The sequence below is a fragment of the Microbacterium lushaniae genome, assembly GCF_008727775.1.
Classification (GTDB): domain Bacteria; phylum Actinomycetota; class Actinomycetes; order Actinomycetales; family Microbacteriaceae; genus Microbacterium; species Microbacterium lushaniae.
Window position 1 is genome coordinate 2,138,178 of sequence record NZ_CP044232.1, and the last position, 15,090, is coordinate 2,153,267.

Annotated in this window: 14 protein-coding genes; 2 read left to right on the forward strand and 12 right to left on the reverse strand. The window is 70.9% G+C overall.

Translation table 11 applies throughout. From position 1 onward, the window contains the following. The first annotated feature begins 26 nt into the window (after positions 1–26). Positions 27–1,091, forward strand: coding sequence for an aminotransferase class V-fold PLP-dependent enzyme (locus F6J85_RS10200; protein WP_238706916.1), 1,065 nt, complete (start codon positions 27–29; stop codon positions 1,089–1,091). Here the strand turns inward: F6J85_RS10200 and F6J85_RS10205 are convergent. The 5 genes from F6J85_RS10205 to F6J85_RS10225 all read right to left on the reverse strand — a co-directional run bounded on the left by F6J85_RS10205 (position 1,072) and on the right by F6J85_RS10225 (position 6,977). Continuing rightward, positions 1,072–2,307, reverse strand: coding sequence for an MFS transporter (locus F6J85_RS10205; RefSeq protein ID WP_150924887.1), 1,236 nt, complete (start codon positions 2,305–2,307; stop codon positions 1,072–1,074). The genes F6J85_RS10200 and F6J85_RS10205 overlap by 20 nt on opposite strands. Further along, positions 2,300–3,064 carry a fumarylacetoacetate hydrolase family protein gene (locus F6J85_RS10210; RefSeq protein WP_150924888.1) on the reverse strand — a complete coding sequence of 255 codons (765 nt, stop codon included), beginning with the start codon at positions 3,062–3,064 and terminating at the stop codon, positions 2,300–2,302. The genes F6J85_RS10205 and F6J85_RS10210 overlap by 8 nt, the downstream gene beginning before the upstream one ends. A 145-nt stretch (positions 3,065–3,209) precedes the next feature. Beyond that, positions 3,210–4,316 (reverse strand): branched-chain amino acid aminotransferase, encoded by a 1,107-nt coding sequence (locus F6J85_RS10215; RefSeq protein ID WP_150924889.1) that lies wholly within the window; start codon positions 4,314–4,316, stop codon positions 3,210–3,212. 50 nt (positions 4,317–4,366) lie between these two features. Further along, positions 4,367–5,419, reverse strand: coding sequence for a 3-isopropylmalate dehydrogenase (locus F6J85_RS10220; protein ID WP_150924890.1), 1,053 nt, complete (start codon positions 5,417–5,419; stop codon positions 4,367–4,369). Between the two features lie 25 nt (positions 5,420–5,444). Further along, entirely contained in the window at positions 5,445–6,977 is a 1,533-nt protein-coding gene (locus F6J85_RS10225; protein WP_150924891.1) for an MFS transporter, read from the reverse strand. Between the two features lie 82 nt (positions 6,978–7,059). On the opposite strand from F6J85_RS10225, the gene F6J85_RS10230 reads away from it, so the two are divergent. Then, positions 7,060–7,608, forward strand: coding sequence for a TetR/AcrR family transcriptional regulator (locus F6J85_RS10230; protein ID WP_150924892.1), 549 nt, complete (start codon positions 7,060–7,062; stop codon positions 7,606–7,608). A gap of 18 nt (positions 7,609–7,626) precedes the next feature. Here the strand turns inward: F6J85_RS10230 and serA are convergent, their stop codons facing one another. The 7 genes from serA to F6J85_RS10265 all read right to left on the reverse strand — a co-directional run bounded on the left by serA (position 7,627) and on the right by F6J85_RS10265 (position 15,064). Further along, positions 7,627–9,231, reverse strand: a complete 1,605-nt coding sequence (gene serA, locus F6J85_RS10235; RefSeq protein WP_150924893.1) for a phosphoglycerate dehydrogenase — start codon at positions 9,229–9,231, stop codon at positions 7,627–7,629. A 132-nt stretch (positions 9,232–9,363) separates the two neighbouring features. After that, positions 9,364–9,708 carry a bacitracin resistance protein gene (locus tag F6J85_RS10240; RefSeq protein ID WP_150919947.1) on the reverse strand — a complete coding sequence of 115 codons (345 nt, stop codon included), beginning with the start codon at positions 9,706–9,708 and terminating at the stop codon, positions 9,364–9,366. Next, positions 9,705–10,247: a DNA polymerase III subunit gamma/tau gene (locus F6J85_RS10245; RefSeq protein WP_150924894.1), complete on the reverse strand. Its 543-nt coding sequence runs from the start codon at positions 10,245–10,247 to the stop codon at positions 9,705–9,707. The genes F6J85_RS10240 and F6J85_RS10245 overlap by 4 nt, the downstream gene beginning before the upstream one ends. Positions 10,248–10,839: 592 nt before the next feature. Further along, entirely contained in the window at positions 10,840–11,547 is a 708-nt protein-coding gene (locus F6J85_RS10250; protein ID WP_191906577.1) for a cyclodeaminase/cyclohydrolase family protein, read from the reverse strand. A gap of 143 nt (positions 11,548–11,690) precedes the next feature. Beyond that, positions 11,691–12,716 carry a ketol-acid reductoisomerase gene (gene ilvC / locus F6J85_RS10255; protein WP_150924896.1) on the reverse strand — a complete coding sequence of 342 codons (1,026 nt, stop codon included), beginning with the start codon at positions 12,714–12,716 and terminating at the stop codon, positions 11,691–11,693. A 31-nt stretch (positions 12,717–12,747) separates the two neighbouring features. Continuing rightward, positions 12,748–13,257 carry an acetolactate synthase small subunit gene (gene ilvN, locus F6J85_RS10260; RefSeq protein ID WP_150919951.1) on the reverse strand — a complete coding sequence of 170 codons (510 nt, stop codon included), beginning with the start codon at positions 13,255–13,257 and terminating at the stop codon, positions 12,748–12,750. A gap of 4 nt (positions 13,258–13,261) precedes the next feature. Further along, on the reverse strand, positions 13,262–15,064 hold the full coding sequence (locus F6J85_RS10265) for an acetolactate synthase large subunit (protein ID WP_150924897.1): 1,803 nt from the start codon (positions 15,062–15,064) through the stop codon (positions 13,262–13,264). Positions 15,065–15,090: the final 26 nt, after the last annotated feature.

Here is a 15,090-nt window from a genome sequence, read left to right on the forward strand (position 1 = left end):
GCGTCGCCGCAGAGGAGCCTCGAAACGTGACCTCCCCCGCATCCCTCCCCCTCACCGATGCCCAGCGCGCCTTCACCGGCGGCCGCGACTACCTGGCCGCCTGCACGATGGGGCTCCCCTCGCGCGCCACCGTCGACGCCGTGACGGCCGCCCTGGCCGCAGCCGCCGCCGGCCGGCCCGACGTGGCCGCGGCCGTGCACGACACCGAGCGCTCCCGCGCCGCGTACGCGCGGCTCGTGCACACCGATGTGACCGACGTGGCGATCGCCGCACAGGTGTCGGTCGCGGTCTCGATGGTGGCCGCATCCGCCCCCGACGGCGCCGAGATCCTGTGCGCCGACGGTGACTTCTCCTCCGTGATGCTGCCGTTCGCGCAGGCCGGGCGCGGCGTCCGGGTGCGGACGGCGCCGCTTGCCGAGCTCGCTTCGGCCGTGCACCCCGACACGTGGCTCGTCGCCTTCTCCCTCGTCCAATCGGCCACGGGAGAGATCGCGGATGCCGAAGCCATCAGCGGCGCGGCGCGGGCGGTGGGCGCGTGGACGCTGTGCGACCTCTCGCAGGCGGCGGGCTGGCTGCCGGTGGCTGCCGCCCGGTTCGACGCGACCATCTGCCACGCCTACAAGTGGCTCTGCTCGCCGCGCGGAGTGGCCTTCCTCACCGTGACCGAGGAATTCGGCCGACACCTGCGGCCGGTGCAGGGGGGTTGGTATGCCGGTGAGGATCCCTGGGCGTCGTGCTATGGCGCCGACATCGCGTTCGCCGCATCCGCCCGCCGGTTCGACGTCTCGCCGGCGTGGCAGGCGTTCGTGGGCGCCGCACCGGCGCTGGAGCTGTTCGCCGACGTGGACGCCGACGCGCTGCACGGCCACGCGGTGGGGCTGGCCGCCGCGTTCCGGGAGGGCATGGGCCTGCCCGCGCCCGCACGGGAATCCGCCATCGTGACGTGGCCCGACGCGGACGGCACCGCCCTCGCGCGCCTGCGGGCGGCAGGAATCACCGCTTCCGGACGCGCCGGCCGGGCACGGGTGGGCTTCCACCTGTTCAACGACGTCGAGGACGTCGCCCGCGCTCTCACCGCACTCGAGCCTTGAGGGCGATCGGCGCTCCGACGCACACTGCGGCGACGAACACGAGCGCCGTGAGCGCGAGCCCGCCGTAGCCGATACCGGCGAGCACGAACCCGGCCACGACCGCGCCGGCTGCGCCCACGAGGCTCATCGTGAAGTCGCTCAGCCCCTGGCGGCGGGTGCGGATCTCCTCGGCGGAGGCCTCCGTCAGCAGCGCGGACCCCGACACCGTCGTCGCGCTCCACCCGAGTCCGAGCAGCACGAGCGCCGTGGTGACGGCGGGCATGCTGTCGGCGCCGACGGCCGCGAGGACGAGCGCGGCGACCAGGAGCGCCTGACCCACGAGGATCGTCCACCCCCGCCCGATCCGGTCGGAGAGGATTCCGAACACCGGTGACAGCGCGAACATCCCGGCCACGTGGAGGCTGATCGTCAGGCCCACGACCGACAGGCTGGCGCCGTGGTGCACGAGGTGCACGGGGGTCATCGCCATGACCGAGACCATGACCGCGTGGGCGGCGGCCACCGCGAAGATCGCGTACCGGGCCACTGCGGGGCGATCGGGATGCGCCGTCCCCGGCCGCGAGGCGGCGTCGCGTACGGCGATCCGCGCGGCCAGCAGCAGGGGATCCGGGCGCAGCCACACCATGTACACGACGACCGCGAGCACCTGGCCGACGATCGTGAACAGGTACGGGCCGGTGAGCGGGGGCATGGCGAACACGGCGCCGATCGCCTCTCCCGGACCCACCAGGTTCGGCCCCAGCACGATGCCGATGGTGGTGGCCCACACCACCAGCGACAGCGACCTGCCGCGCGTGGCGTCGGTGGCGAGGTCGGTGGCGGCGAAGCGCGACTGCAGGTTCACGGCCTGGCCCGCGCCCACGAGCGCGAACGCGACGAGCAGCAGCGGGAAGGAGCGCACGCCGGTGGCCACGAGGACGAGGAGCACCCCGGCCAGGGCGACGAGCATCCCGGTGGTCAGGCTCAGCCGCCGTCCGCGTCGCCGCGCGAGGACGGCGAGCGGGATCGCGGCCAGCGCCGTGCCGAAGGTGAGGGAGGCGGTGGCCAGGCCCGCCACCGACTCGTCTCCGGCCACATCGGCCGCCAGCAGCACCCCGAGCGAGAGGCTCGCTCCGAAGGCCACGCCGCCGAGCCCCTGGGCGGCGGCGAGGACGGCGACCGTGCGGCGCTGGATGCCGGCGAGCCCGGACGCGACGGGAAGGTCGGTGTCAGGCATCCCGCGCCGTGTTGCGGAGCACTCCGATGCCCGAGATCTCGACCTCGAGGGTGTCACCGGCCTCGAACGGTCCGACACCGGCGGGCGTGCCGGTGAGGATCACGTCGCCGGGAAGGAGCGTGAATGCGGCGGAGGCGTACGCGATGATGTCGGCGACGGAGTGGATCATGTCGGTCAGCGGTGCCTGCTGCTTGACCTCGCCGTTCAGCCGGGTCGTGAGCACGGCGCTGGTGGCGTCGAACTCGGTCTCGATGACCGGGCCGAGAGGGCAGAACGTGTCGAAGCCCTTGGCGCGCGACCATTGCCCGTCGCTGCGCTGCAGGTCGCGGGCCGTGACGTCGTCGGCGACGGTGTATCCGAAGACGTACTCCAGCGCGCGCTCGGCGGGCACGTTCTTCGCGATCCGCCCGATCACCGCCGCAAGCTCGCCCTCGAAGTGGGTGTTGCGGGACTGCGGCGGGCGCACGATGACGTCGCCCGGACCGATGACGGCGGTGTTGGGCTTGAGGAACAGCAGCGGCTCGGCCGGGGCCTCCCCGCCCATCTCGGCGGCATGGTCGGCGTAGTTCTTGCCGACGCAGACGACCTTCGAGCGCGGGATGACAGGCGCCAGCAGCGCGACGTCTCCGAGCGGCACGCGCTCCCCCGTCGTGTCGAATCCCGCGAACATCGGATCTCCGGCGAGCACGACGAGTTCGCCGTCGTCGACGATGCCGTAGCGGATGCCGTCCTGGTGACTGAAGCGCGCGATCTTCACCCGCTCAGCCTACCGACCCCCCACCCCACGCACCGCGTCCCCCGGCCTCCGCCCGCACCCGCGAGACTGCACGCAGCCGACGAGACCGCGGCATTATGTCGCGGTCTCGTCGGTGGGGTGAAGTCTCGCGGTGCGTGGTGGGAGGTCAGGCGTCGAGGCGGACCAGCCAGTTGTGGCGATCCTCGGCGCGGCCGTACTGGATGTCGGTGAGCTCCTGGCGCAACTCCAGGGCGAGGGAGCCGGTGGGCTGCGCGTCGATGAAGTCACGGCCCTTGAGCGTGCCGATGGGCGTCACCACTGCGGCGGTGCCGCACGCGAAGACCTCGGTGATGTCGCCGGATGCCACGCCCTCGCGCCACTCGTCGAGCGAGATCGCGCGTCCCTGCACCCTGTGCCCGCGGTCACGCGCGAGCTGCAGGATCGAGTCGCGCGTGATCCCCTCGAGGATGCTCGGGGATTCGGGGGTGACGAGGGTGCCGTCCTTGTAGACGAAGACGATGTTCATGCCGCCGAGCTCTTCGACGTTGCGCTTCTCGTCCAGGAACACCACCTGGTCGCACTCGTGCTCGTACGCCTCCGACTGCGGCAGGAGGCTCGCGGCGTAGTTGCCGCCCGTCTTGGCCGCGCCCGTGCCCCCGCGTCCGGCGCGTGCGTAGTCCTCGCTCAGCCAGATCGAGACCGGCTGCACGCCGCCCTTGAAGTACGCGCCGGCAGGGCTGGCGATGAGGTAGTACGCCACCTTGTGCGCGGGGCGGACACCCAGGAACGCCTCCTTGGCGAACATGAACGGCCGCAGGTACAGGCTCTGGTCATCGCCGGAGGGCACCCAGTCGCCGTCGATGGCGATCAGCTCGCGCAACGACTGCACGAAGTACGGCACGGGAAGCTCCGGCAGGGCCAGGCGTCGTGCGCTGCGCTGCATCCGCCGCGCATTCTGGTCGGGGCGGAAGGTGTGGATCGAGCCGTCGGCGTGACGGTAGGCCTTGACGCCCTCGAACACCTCCTGCCCGTAGTGCAGCACGGCGGCGGCGGGATCGAGCGAGATCGGCCCGTACGGCGACACGCGCGGGCGGTGCCATCCGCCGCGCACCGACCAGCAGATGTCGACCATGTGGTCGGTGAAGCTCATGCCGAATCCGGGGTTGGCGAGGATCTCTGCGCGCTGAGCCGGTGACTTCGCGGTGAGGTTGCGGGTGACGGCGAACTCGAGCGGGTCGAGTCCGGTGTCGGGATCGGTGTCGATGAGAGTCATGTTCGTCCTGGCGGGTCGGGGAGCAGGGCAGCGGCGAGCTCGGTCTCAGACTACGCCTGGAGCCGAGCCACGATCGCGTCGCCGATCTGCGTCGTGGTGCGGGCGGTGGCGCCCCGCGCGGCGATGTCCTCCTCGACCGCGTGGGTGATGCGGTCGGCCGCCTCGCGGAGCCCGAGGTGATCGAGCAGGAGGGAGACGGAGAGGATGGCGGCGGTGGGGTCGGCCTTCTGCTGTCCCGCGATGTCGGGCGCCGATCCGTGCACGGGCTCGAACGTCGAGGGGAGGACGCCGTCGGGATTGATGCTGCCCGAGGCGGCGAGGCCGATGCCACCGGTGACGGCGCCGGCCAGGTCCGTGAGGATGTCGCCGAAGAGGTTGTCGGTGACGATCACGTCGAAGCGGCCCGGGTTCGTGACCAGGAAGATCGTCGCCGCGTCGACGTGCAGGTAGTCTACGGCCACGTCGGGATGCTCCGCAGCAACCTGGTCGACGATGCGCTTCCAGATGCCGCCGGCGTGCACGAGCACGTTGGTCTTGTGCACGAGGGTGAGTGAGCGCCGGCGGCGCTCGGCCAGCTCGAAGGCGTAACGCACGACGCGCTCGACGCCGAAGGCGGTGTTGACGGAGGTCTCGTTGGCGATCTCGTGCGGAGTGCCGCGGCGGATCGAGCCGCCGTTGCCGACGTACGCGCCTTCGGTTCCCTCGCGCACCACGACGAAGTCGATCTCGCCGGGGTCGGCGAGCGGACCCGTGGACCCGGGGTACAGCTTGGCGGGGCGGAGGTTGACGTACTGGTCGAATTCGAAGCGCAGCCGCAGCAGCAGCCCGCGCTCGATGTTGGCGTCTTTCAGGCGCGGGTCACCGGGCACTCCCCCGACGGCGCCGAGCAGGATCGCGTCGTGCGAGCGGAGCGCGTCCAGGTCGTCGTCGGTCAGCGTGTCGCCGGTGTCGAGGTAGCGTCCGGCCCCGAGGGCGAAGTGCGAGCGCTCGAAGGTGACGTCGCTGTGCGCGGTGGCGGCGTCGAGCACCTTGACCGCTTCGGCGATGACTTCGGGACCGATGCCGTCGCCGGGGACGACGGCGAGCTTGACGACACGCGACATGGCACTCCTTGCAGGAACCGGCGCGTCAGGACTTCGCGCCGCGGGACCCTCCCAGGCTAGCGGCCGCGACGACCCCGGCCACGACGATCAGTCCCGCGCCGATGAGGGCGGTCACGACCACGCCGGAGTCGAACGCGTGCGCGGCGGCCTCGTGCAGCGCCGCGCCCACATCGGGGGGCAGAGCGGATGCGGCGGCCACGGCCCCTGCGAGGGTCTCGCGCGCTGCATCCGCCGCGGCATCCGGAACCCCTGGGGGGATCACCAGACCGGCGCGGTACAGCGCCGTGAGGATGCCGCCGAGGATGGTGGTGCCCAGCACCGCGCCCAGTTCGTAGGCGGTCTCGGACACCGCACTGGCGGCGCCTGACTTCGCCGACGGTGCGCTGGAGAGGATCAGCTCGTTGGAGACGGTCTCGGCCGCGCCGATGCCGATGCCGAGGGCGGCGAAGGCGGCGACGAGCACGGGGAGGTTCCCCGCAGCGAAGGCGACCACGACGTACGCGACGACGGAGAACAGCAGCGCGGACGGGACGACGATGCGCGCCGGACAGCGCTTGGCGATGGGGACGACGATGAGACCGGAGGCGATCATCGCCGCGAGGCCCGGCACGAGCGCGAGTCCGGCCTGCATGGGCGGGAGTCCCACGACCAGCTGCAAGTGCTGCGCGGCGAAGTACAGGAAGCCGACGAGCCCGACCACGCTGAGGAGGTTGACCACGATGGCCCCCGAGAACGGGCCCTGCCGGAACAGGCTCATATCGAGCATGGGGGTCTCGAGGCGCAGCTGCCGCCGGACGAACAGCACGCCGAAGACCACGCCGAGCACGAACATGATCGGCGCGATGCTCAGCACGCCGTGCACGGCGAGCTCCTTGATGCCGTAGACGATCGGGATCATCGTGCCCAGTGACAGCAGGATGCTGAGGGGATCGGCGCGCCCGGGATGCGGGTCGCGGCTCTCCGGGACCAGCAGCGGCGCGAGGATCAGCAGCGGGAGGAGGACGGGCACGGCCAGGAGGAACACCGAGCCCCATGCGAAGTGCTCCAGGAGGAGTCCGCCGACGATGGGCCCGAGGGCCGAGCCGGCGGAGAACCCCGAGGCCCAGATCGCGATCGCGATGCGCCGCTGATCGCGGTCACGGAAGATCGTGCGCAGGAGCGACAGCGTCGAGGGCATGAGCATCGCGCCGAACACGCCCAGGAGCGCCCGCGCGAGGATCAGCAGCGACGCCGTCGGTGCGAACGCGGCCAGGGCCGAGACGACGCCGAAGCCGGTGGCGCCCAGCAGCAGCATCTTGCGGCGCCCGAACCGGTCGCCGAGGGTCCCCATCGTCACGAGGAGGCCGGCCAGGACCAGCGGGTACGCGTCGATGATCCACAGCTGCTCGATGCTGGTGGGCGCCAGATCCAGGGCGATCGCCGGCAGCGCGAAGCTGAGCACCGTGTTGTCGACCGAGACCAGGAGCACCGGCAGCATGAGCACGACGAGCGCCACCCAGCCGCGCCAATCGGCTCGGAGGGTGGGCAGGGTCGAGGTGGGTTGTGACATCTGAAGCATGTGCGCGCGAAAGCCTAACTGAACCGCCCAGCCGGTATAGTAACACGGAGCCCTTCCCCTCACCCCTGGACACGATCACCCCATGAGCAGACCACCGCACGCCCGCGAGAGCGTCCTGGACGCGTTCGCCGCCATCCTCGCCGCCGAAGGCGACCGGGCCGCCACGATGGATGCCACGGCTCGCGCCGCGGGGGTGTCCAAGGGTGGGCTGCTCTACCACTTCGCATCCAAGGACGCCCTCGAGGCCGGACTGATCAGCCGCATGGAGGCTCTCGCCGCCGAGGACGTCGCGCAGATCAAGCAGTCGCCCGAGGGCGCCGTGGCGGCGTTCATGCGCACGTCGCTGCACACCGGCACTCCCCTGGACAACTCCATCGTGGCCGTGTCGCGTCTGGCGCAGAACGGCTGCGCCCCCGCGGTGGCGGCGCTGCGCCGCATCCGGGAGTCGTGGGAGGAGGCGATCCGCCCGTACGCGCGCGATGAGACGGCGCTGCAGCTGATCATGCTCGTCAGCGACGGCCTCTACTTCAACAACGCGCTGACGGTCGGCTCGGTCCCAGGCCCCGTCCCCACCGGCGCCGAGCTCGACGCGCTCATCGCGCTCGTGCAGTCCGCCGCATCCGCCGGCTGACGGGCATGCCGGCGACGGTCAGGACTCGGTGATCTCGATCTGGCGGAACAGGTCGGCGTCGATCTCCGAGCGCACCTGCTCGACGAGCTCGTCGGAGACGGGCGAGTCGACCGTGAGCACCGACAGCGCCTGGCCGCCGGCGTTCTGACGGGCGATCTGCATGCCGGCGATGTTGATGCCGGCCTCCCCGAAGCGCTGGCCGTAGACCGCGACGATGCCGGGGCGATCGGTGTAGAGCATCACGAGGTGGTGCTTCTCGATGGGCAGCTCGAGGGCGTACTCGTTGATCCCGACGAGCTTCTCGATCTGCTTCGTGCCCGTGAGGGTGCCCGACACCGACAGCTGCGACCCGTCGGCGAGGGCTCCGCGCAGCGTGATGACGTTGCGGTACTCGTCGCTGACCTCATCCGTCAGCAGGCGCACCTCCACGCCCCGCTGCTCGGCCAGCAGCGGTGCGTTCACGTACGACACGCTCTCGCTGACGATGTTGGTGAACACGCCCTTGAGCGCGGCGAGCTTGAGGACGCTCACGTCGTACTGGCTCAGCTCGCCGTGCACCTCGACGTCCAGGCTCGTGAGAGGACTGTGCGCGAGCGACGCGAAGATCTGCCCCAGCTTCTCCACGAGCGGGATGCCGGGACGCACGTACGGGTCGATCAGTCCGCCGGCGACGTTGACCGCGTCGGGGACGAGTTCGCCACCGAGGGCCAGCCGCACCGAGCGGGCGACCGAGACGCCCGCCTTCTCCTGGGCCTCCTCGGTGCTCGCACCCAGGTGGGGCGTCACCACGACGTTGGGGAGGTCGAGCAGGCGCCGGGCCGGGCCGTCCTCGGCGGGGGGCTCGGTGGTGAAGACATCCAGCCCCGCCCCGGCGATCTCGCCCGTGGTCAGCGCCTCGTACAGCGCATCCTCGTCGATGAGCCCGCCGCGGGCGACGTTGACGACGAAGGCCGTGCGCTTCATGCGCCGGAGCTGGTCGATGCCGATCATGCCGGTGGTCTCCGGCGTCTTGGGCATGTGGATGGTGAGGAAGTCGGCCTGCTCGAGGAGTTCGTCGAGCGTGACCAGCTGCACGCCGAGCTGCTGGGCGCGTGCGCTCGTGACGTAGGGGTCGTACGCGATGACGCGCATGTCGAAGCCCTGCAGGCGCGCGGCGATGAGCGCGCCGATGCGCCCGAGGCCGATGATGCCGACGGTCTTCTCGAACAGCTCGGTGCCGGTGAAGGCGCTGCGCTTCCACTGCCCCTGCGCGAGGGAGGCGTGCGCGGCGGGGATCCGGCGCGCGAGGCTCAGGATGTGGCCGACCGTCAGCTCCGCAGCAGACACGATATTGGAGGTCGGCGCGTTGACCACCATGACGCCCGCCGTCGTGGCCGTCTTGATGTCGACGTTGTCCAGGCCCACGCCCGCACGCGCGACCACCTTGAGCACGGGGGCCGCGGCGATGGCCTCGGCATCCACCTTCGTCGCCGAGCGCACGAGGATGGCGTTCGCGTCCGCGAGTGCGGCCAGGAGCGCCGGGCGGTCGGTGCCGTCGACGTGCCGGACATCGAAGTCGGGACCGAGCGCGTCGATCGTGGCGGGAGAGAGTTCTTCGGCGATGAGGACGACGGGCTTCGTCACAGAGGGATCCTTCTGGCGCACGGGTGGGGCGGATGCGGCGCCGCCCACCTCCGGCCTCGGGAGGCGCGGCGAGGCCTCCGCCAGCCTAGCGCGGGCTCGCCCGACGCGAAGACCGTGTGACGCCGGGCGCCCTCAGCCGCCGTACAGCGAGAACGACGTGACGGCGTAGGCGAGGATGTTCGTCCAGAACGCCGCAGCCACGGCGAGACCGGCGACCAGGACGAGGGCGAACTCCCACGTCCGGCGGCGCCATCCGATGACGAACGCGACGGCGAAGGCGATCATCGGGAAGACGATGGGGAGGATGTGCACGAACCAGCCCCAGCCGTTCAGCCCCAGCGGGCCCGTCGCCTGGCGCACGAGCAGATCCACGGCGCTCCACACGAGGTACGCGTAGAACAGCCCGATGATGCCGGCGACGGCGAGGGTGGGCCACGGCGGCGTCGTGGCGCGGGCGCGTGCGGTGTCCGCGGTCATCCGAATGCTCCTGTCACGAGGAACGGCCACGGCACCAGCAGCACGACGCCGGCGATGAGCCAGGTGAAGCGCACCCACGTGCGCGAACGGCGGGTGAGGGAGTACGCCGCGGCGAACCAGATCAGCGGCGCGGCGGCGGCGGCGAGCGTGATCGTGATGAGCGAGACCGAAGGCACCGGGATCGCGCCGACGGACTGCAGTCGAACGCTCACGATGAGCCACCCGACGGAGTAGAGGATGAAGGCTGCGGCGATCATCCCGACTCCCACGAGTCCCGCATTGCCGAGCGCCGTGGGCTCGGCGGCGAATGCGGCGGCCGGTGGCTGCTCGGCGGTACTCCCCCGCCCTACGGCGGTGAAGCCGCGCGGGAGCCTGTGCGACCCGCGCGGCTGCTGCGAGCCATCCGAGGGACGGCTCGAGTCGCGCGGCTGCTTGCCGGCTGGGGGCGGCGAGGACGGCGCCGCCTCGGTGCCGGGGTCGAGCGTGGGGTCATCGTCGCCACCCCAGCTGAGGGCGTCGTCGTCGCGTCCGGTGCTCACTCCCCCAGAGTAAGCCCCGCCACCTCCGCGGACCGCGCCACTCTCGCGCGTCCGCGCCGCTTCCGTGCGTCCGCGCCCGCCCGCGCCACGAGTCCGCGCCACTTTGGTGCGTCCGCGCCGCTTCCGGTGGGGCGCTTTCACGCATCCGCGCCCTTCCCGTGCGCGCGTCCGCCCCCTCCACGAGTCCGCGCCACTCTCGCGCGTCCGCGCCACTTTCGTGCGTCCGCGCCCGCCCGCGCCACGAGTCCGCGCCACTTTGGTGCGTCCGCGCCGCTTTGAAACGTGGCGGATGCACCGAACAGGCGCGATCGTGGGAGAGCCGGGGCACGGGCGGCAGCCGCACCACGCCCGGGGTACCGGTTCCGCGCCACTCCGGTGCGTTCGCGTCAGCCTCGTGCGCGCCTTCCTACGCCACGAGTCCGCGCCACTTCCGTGCGTCCGCGCCACTTCGAAACGTGGCGGATGCACCGAACAGGCGCGATCGTGGGATGCACTTTCGTGCCCTCCCGCTGCCCGCGCCGAGAGTGCATCACCTCGGCGAACCGGCACCGGATTCGGCGCGGATTCGCCGAGGTGGTGCACGTTCGCGGAGTCAGTCGAGCGGGAGGGCGGCGAGGACCGCGTCGATCTCGGAGCGGGCGCGCTCGGTGCGGGCGCCGACGTCGGAGAGGCGCCCGAGTTCCGCGGATGCCTGCGTCACGCCGGAGTCCGAAGGGTCGCCGGAGTCCGAAGTGCGCCCGGAGTCCGAAGTGTCGCCGGAGTCCGCAGCGTCGCCGGAGTCCGGAGTTTCGGCGGCGTGGGAGCGGGCGAGGGAGATGTTCGCGCGCAGGTTGATGAGCGCGGCGCCCAGGCCGGCTCGAAGGGACTCGGAGGCGACGCCGGTGTCGGCGACGAGGTGCGGATTGCCCACCTCCGCGACCAGGCGCAGCTGCGCCACGAGGGCGATGCCGACCTCCGCGAGATCGGCGGAGGATGCTGCGGCCGCCACGGCCGCGTCGTACAGACGGGCGCTGCGGTCGGGGCCGTCCTCCCGCAGCGCGGCGCCGAGGGCGACCGAACGCACGCCGTCCTCCTCGGAGGCGCGCAGTGACGCCTCCCGCAGCTCCCGCACACGCTCGCCCGCTTCGGCGGCGACGGGTTCGTCGGGTGTGTATCCGCACACCATGTGCAGGAGGGCCGCCGACAGCGCCATCATGACGCCCGCCGCCGATCCCCCTCCGGGGGCTCCGGTGGGCTCGGCCAGGCGCGCGAGCCACTCGTCCATGGCCAGGGAAGTGGGAACGTCCGGATCGCTCTGCATCCGTTCACGATAGCGCCGCGACGCACGGATGCCCCGCCGCGATGCACGGATGCCCCGGACCGCGATGCACGGATGCCCCGAACCGCGACGCACGGATGCCCCGGACGGCGAGGTCCGGGGCATCCGTGGCGAACGCGAAGGGGTCAGCGCGCGGCCGAGCCCTCCGTGTAGTCGCTGTCGGTCTGCTTCCACGCGAACAGGGAGCGCAGCTCCTTGCCGGTGGCCTCGATCGGGTGGTTCTGCTCCTTCTCACGCAGAGCGAGGAACTCGGGGGCACCGGCGTCCTGGTCGGCGATGAAGCGCTTGGCGAACGCGCCCGACTGGATGTCGGCGAGCACGGCCTGCATGTTCTCCTTGACGCGCTCGTCGATCACGCGCGGGCCCGAGACGTAGTCGCCGTACTCCGCGGTGTCGGAGATCGACCAGCGCTGCTTCGCGATCCCGCCCTCCCACATGAGGTCGACGATGAGCTTGAGTTCGTGCAGCACCTCGAAGTAGGCGATCTCGGGCTGGTAGCCGGCCTCGGTGAGGGTCTCGAAGCCGTACTGCACGAGGTGGCTCATACCGCCGCACAGCACCGCCTGCTCGCCGAACAGGTCGGTCTCGGTCTCTTCGGTGAACGTCGTCTTGATGACGCCGGCGCGCGTGCCGCCGATGGCCTTGGCGTAGGACAGGGCGGTGTCCCACGCGGAGCCCGAAGCGTCGCGCTCGACGGCGATGATGTCGGGGATGCCGCGACCGGCGACGAACTCGCGGCGCACCGTGTGACCGGGGGCCTTGGGGGCGACGAGGATCACATCGACGCCCTCGGGCGCGTCGATGTACCCGAAGCGGATGTTGAACCCGTGCGCGAAGGCGAGGGTCTTTCCGGGGGCCAGGTTGTCGCGGATGCTGTCGCTGTAGATGCCGCGCTGGTGCTGGTCGGGCGCGAGGATCATGATGAGGTCGGCCCACTTCGTCGCGTCCGCGACGGAGAGCACCTCGAAACCGTCCTCCTGCGCCTTCGCGGCCGACTTGGAGCCGTCCTTGAGCGCGATGGCGACCTCGACGCCGGAGTCACGCAGGTTCTGCGCGTGCGCGTGGCCCTGCGAGCCGTACCCGACGATTGCGACCTTCTTGCCCTGGATGATCGAGAGGTCGGCGTTGTCGTCGTAGAAGATCTCTGCCATGGGGTTCTTTCTCTTTGGGGGTGGGATGCTGTCAGCCGCGCAGGACGCGCTCGGTGATGCTCTTGCCGCCACGGCCGATGGCCAAGAGGCCGGACTGGGCGAGTTCCTTCACGCCGAAGGGCTCGACGGCGCGGAGGAAGGCGTCGACCTTGCCGTGGTCGCCGGTGATCTCGATCACGAGCGCGTCGGGGGCGTAGTCGACCACCGATGCGCGGAAGAGGTTGACGACCTCCAGCACGTGCGAGCGCGACGCGTTGTCGGCGCGCACCTTCACGAGCATGTGCTCGCGCTGCACGGAGCTGACCGGGTCGAGCTCGACGATCTTGATGACGTTGATGAGCTTGTTCAGCTGCTTGGTCACCTGCTCCAGCGGGAGGTCTTCGACGTCCACGGCCACCGTGATCCGCGACAGACCGGGGATCTCGGTGACGCCCACCGCGAGCGAGGAGATGTTGAAGCCGCGACGGGCGAACAGGCCTGCCACACGCGTGAGCAGACCGGGCTTGTCCTCCACCAGGAGGCTCAGCACATGACTGGGCATCGTCTCAGTCCTCCTGCTCGAACGCGGGCGAGTGGTCACGGGCGTACTGCACGTAGTTGTTGCTGACCCCCTGCGGCACCATCGGCCACACCATGGCGTCGGCGCTCACGACGAAATCGATCACGACGGGCCGGTCGTTGGTCTCCAGGGCCGTGCGGATGGCCGCATCCACGTCCTCCTCCTTCTCCACCCGCAGCGCGAGGCATCCGTAAGCCTCGGCGAGCTTGACGAAGTCGGGGATGCGGATGCTGTCGTGGCCGGTGTTCAGGTCGGTGTGCGAATACCGACCGTCGTAGAACAGCGTCTGCCACTGGCGCACCATGCCCAGGGAGGAGTTGTTGATGATCGCGACCTTGATCGGGATCTTGTTGATGACGCACGTCGCCAATTCCTGATTGGTCATCTGGAAGCAGCCGTCGCCGTCGATCGCCCACACCACGCGGTCGGGCTCGGCGACCTTGGCGCCCATGGCAGCCGGCACCGAGTAGCCCATCGTGCCGGCGCCGCCGGAGTTGAGCCAGGAGTTCGGGCGTTCGTACTTGATGAACTGCGCCGCCCACATCTGGTGCTGACCGACGCCGGCGGCGAAGATGCCCTCGGGGCCGGTGAGCTCCCCGATGCGCTGGATCACGTGCTGCGGAGAGAGCAGGCCGTCGGAGGTCGGCGCGTAACCGAGCGGGAATTCCGCGCGCAGACCATCCAGGAACGACCACCACTCCGAGATGTCGGGCGTGCTCGTGCCCACGACGTCGCGGTAGGCGGCGTTCAAGTCGACGAGCACGTCGCGCAGGTCACCCACGATGGGCACGTCCGCCACGCGGATCTTGGAGATCTCGGCGGGGTCGATGTCGACGTGCACGACCTGCGCGTTGGGTGCGAACAGTGCGGCCTTGCCCGTCACGCGGTCATCGAAACGGGCGCCGAGTGAGACCAGCAGGTCGGATTCCTGCAGCGCGAGCACGGCGGGAACCGTGCCGTGCATGCCGGGCATCCCGAGGTGCTGCTCGTGCGAGTCGGGGAACGCACCGCGCGCCATGAGGGTCGTGACCACGGGCACGCCGGTCGTCTCGGCGAAGGTGAGCAGCTCCTTGGCCGCGCGGGAGCGGATCACGCCGCCGCCGACGTACAGCACCGGCTTCTTCGCGGCGGCCAGCAGGTGCGCAGCGGACTGGATCTGCTTGCCGTGCGCCTTGGTCACCGGACGGTACCCGGGCAGGTCGATCTTCGGCGGCCACACGAACGGCGCCTCGGCCTGCTGCGCGTCCTTCGTGATGTCCACGAGCACGGGGCCGGGGCGACCGGTGCCGGCGATCTCGAAGGCCGCCGCGATGGCCGCGGGGATCTCCTCGGCCCGCTTGACGAGGATCGAGTGCTTGGTGATCGGCATCGTGATGCCGACGATGTCCGCCTCCTGGAACGCATCCGTCCCCATCAGGGTGGAGAAGACCTGGCCCGTGATGCACACGATCGGCACCGAGTCCATGTAGGCGTCGGCGATCGCGGTGACGAGGTTGGTCGCCCCCGGTCCCGACGTGGCGATCGCGACGCCGATGCGTCCGGATGCGGACGCGTAACCCTCGGCGGCGTGGCCGGCGCCCTGCTCATGGCGCACCAGGATGTGGCGGATCTCGGAGGTGTCCATGAGCGGGTCGTAAACGGGCAGGATCGCGCCGCCGGGCAGACCGAACACGTCGGTGACGCCGAGCAGCTCGAGGGAGCGGACGACCGCCTGCGCGCCGGTGAGCACGGGCGCGGCAGCGGCGCGAGCGGGTGGCCGCGGAACGACCGGGGCGGATTCGACGGGCATGGTGAAATCCTCAGAACGAAGAAGGG

Excerpts from the sequence above, each read along its gene's own strand:
- F6J85_RS10205 (WP_150924887.1), bottom strand. The coding sequence starts at position 2,307 with ATGCCTGACACCGACCTTCCCGTCGCGTCCGGGCTCGCCGGCATCCAG.
- F6J85_RS10215 (WP_150924889.1), bottom strand. The coding sequence starts at position 4,316 with ATGACTCTCATCGACACCGATCCCGACACCGGACTCGACCCGCTCGAG.
- F6J85_RS10220 (WP_150924890.1), bottom strand. The coding sequence starts at position 5,419 with ATGTCGCGTGTCGTCAAGCTCGCCGTCGTCCCCGGCGACGGCATCGGT.
- F6J85_RS10225 (WP_150924891.1), bottom strand. The coding sequence starts at position 6,977 with ATGCTTCAGATGTCACAACCCACCTCGACCCTGCCCACCCTCCGAGCC.
- F6J85_RS10230 (WP_150924892.1), top strand. The coding sequence starts at position 7,060 with ATGAGCAGACCACCGCACGCCCGCGAGAGCGTCCTGGACGCGTTCGCC.
- F6J85_RS10240 (WP_150919947.1), bottom strand. The coding sequence starts at position 9,708 with ATGACCGCGGACACCGCACGCGCCCGCGCCACGACGCCGCCGTGGCCC.
- F6J85_RS10250 (WP_191906577.1), bottom strand. The coding sequence starts at position 11,547 with ATGCAGAGCGATCCGGACGTTCCCACTTCCCTGGCCATGGACGAGTGG.
- ilvC (WP_150924896.1), bottom strand. The coding sequence starts at position 12,716 with ATGGCAGAGATCTTCTACGACGACAACGCCGACCTCTCGATCATCCAG.
- ilvN (WP_150919951.1), bottom strand. The coding sequence starts at position 13,257 with ATGCCCAGTCATGTGCTGAGCCTCCTGGTGGAGGACAAGCCCGGTCTG.
- F6J85_RS10265 (WP_150924897.1), bottom strand. The coding sequence starts at position 15,064 with ATGCCCGTCGAATCCGCCCCGGTCGTTCCGCGGCCACCCGCTCGCGCC.